This is a genomic window from Nioella ostreopsis, from assembly GCF_004000255.1.
Lineage (GTDB): Bacteria > Pseudomonadota > Alphaproteobacteria > Rhodobacterales > Rhodobacteraceae > Nioella > Nioella ostreopsis.
Genome location: NZ_RCIQ01000067.1, coordinates 1 through 1,658, shown reverse-complemented (window position 1 = coordinate 1,658; position 1,658 = coordinate 1). Strand labels below are relative to the sequence as shown.

Genomic DNA, 1,658 nt, shown 5'->3' with positions numbered 1-1,658 from the left:
TGTCCTCCGTTTCCTAAACATAACGGTGGACCAATTCAGATGGGGAGGCTCAAGAGCGCTTTGCCGCGACGCAGAAATTTGTCAAAATGGGCTCAAACCAGACTTGCGGCGCTGCAGCGGCGGCTCCATCAACCATGCATGATTTCGCGTTGCTCGTGGCCCAAAGCGGTCACTCAAAGCGGTGTCAAGTTGCTGCTGTTGTAGCATGCATAGCCGCCATTCGCTGCATGCATGATTTCAGTGGCTGCTCGGGTCCACATTTTTAGGGGTTTTCTACAGGAGCAGGCCCGAAACTCCGCGTTCGCAATCGCGCATTTAATTCTTATTCTCGCCGGCTTTTTTTCGATTTTGCAGGAGTTCTTCGTGGGGCAACCTCATGACCTGATGTGTAAACTTGTAAGCCAATCGTTCGGAAAACTCTGAAATCCTCTCCTCCGGAACAAGGCCACCTTCTTCAACACAAAACTCAAGGATCGTATCTTGAACGATTTGTGAAACAGCTTGCTCCCGCATTTGCTCATGACCGTGAGCCATCATGATGGAAAACTTGGCTTGCGCAACGCTCCAATCAATGTCCTCGTAGCGAGGGCGTTCCCCGACCCAGTCAAAACTGAGGATGTCGGCATGCTCTGGGCCGGATACCCATTTCGATTGGTTCATCGGGTCTGAAATGAGCACGGTCCGCTGGTTTCGGTGCGGTGACGCCTCGCATAACATAAACGTCCACCCCACCGCTCCGTAGAGGCGGAAGTAACCACGAACTACACCCTCATCATTGCTTCCAACCCAGATGACATTCGTGTTTTCACCAAAACCCTCAGGCAGCTCAGGAAGTTCACGCGTGTCAGTTCCAAACGTAAAGTTTTTCGAAGCAGGCATAGTCGAGTTAAGGGCGAACTCCTGAACATCGTCATACCCTTCAGAACAGACCTCAGCGTTTCCAACCAACTCCGCCCAAAGCAAAAGGCATTTGCCATGGCTTCTTGGGAACGGCCTAATCCCAACTGAATTTGACCATTAAACTGAGGCGCAGGGCTACTTTTTATTATTGCCTCGCTACGGACTGTCGCTTTGAAAGCCTCGCCCGCCTCCACTGACAATCTCAACGCGTTCACCGCTGCTGTCAGAAGTTGCTCTAAGTGGTCCTCGTCTCTTGCATTGATTGAAAGTGTTTTGTTGCCCGCTTCGTCCTCTCCGAATTTGAGTGGCTTCGATATCTTAGGGATCGGAACGCCTTAATGTCCTAAATCGTAAGAATCGCCAGATGCAGGCTTCTCATGCAGTGAGGGAGCTTTCTTTCGCGAGCCGCTTTTCAGGTTCGCGATTGTACGCAGGGGCGCGACAGACTCAGCCAAGTCTTTGTCTGGGCCTGCGCCCATCTTGTTGTTACAAACAGAACACAGCACATCGCGTGTGGTTTTCCGACCACCAAAAGCATCAAGCAAGATGTGCTCTGGTTTTTCATGTTCGGACAGTTGGGACTTACAAAGGACGCAGCAATTCATCTCGTGACAATTAGGGTTTTACTGCCTTGATGGGAAGCACTGAATAAGTGGATGGATGCAAATGGTCAGCTGGTATACTCTGAGTAAAGGAAGCGCATTGCGGTCATTGGTCAAGATCGAAGCGAATTTCCGCTTCCCGCCGATTCTGTGGAA

General features: G+C 50.8%; 2 protein-coding genes. Both read right to left on the bottom strand.

All coding sequences use genetic code 11. The features are described from left to right. Nucleotides 1-315: 315 nt before the first annotated feature. The gene (locus EP237_RS22810; protein WP_127563102.1) at nt 316-879 is read right to left on the bottom strand and encodes a hypothetical protein; all 564 of its coding nucleotides are present in this window, start codon (nt 877-879) and stop codon (nt 316-318) included. Nucleotides 880-1,235: 356 nt separating this feature from the next. Further along, nucleotides 1,236-1,505, bottom strand: a complete 270-nt coding sequence (locus EP237_RS23880) for an HNH endonuclease (protein ID WP_127563101.1) — start codon at nt 1,503-1,505, stop codon at nt 1,236-1,238. Nucleotides 1,506-1,658: the final 153 nt, after the last annotated feature.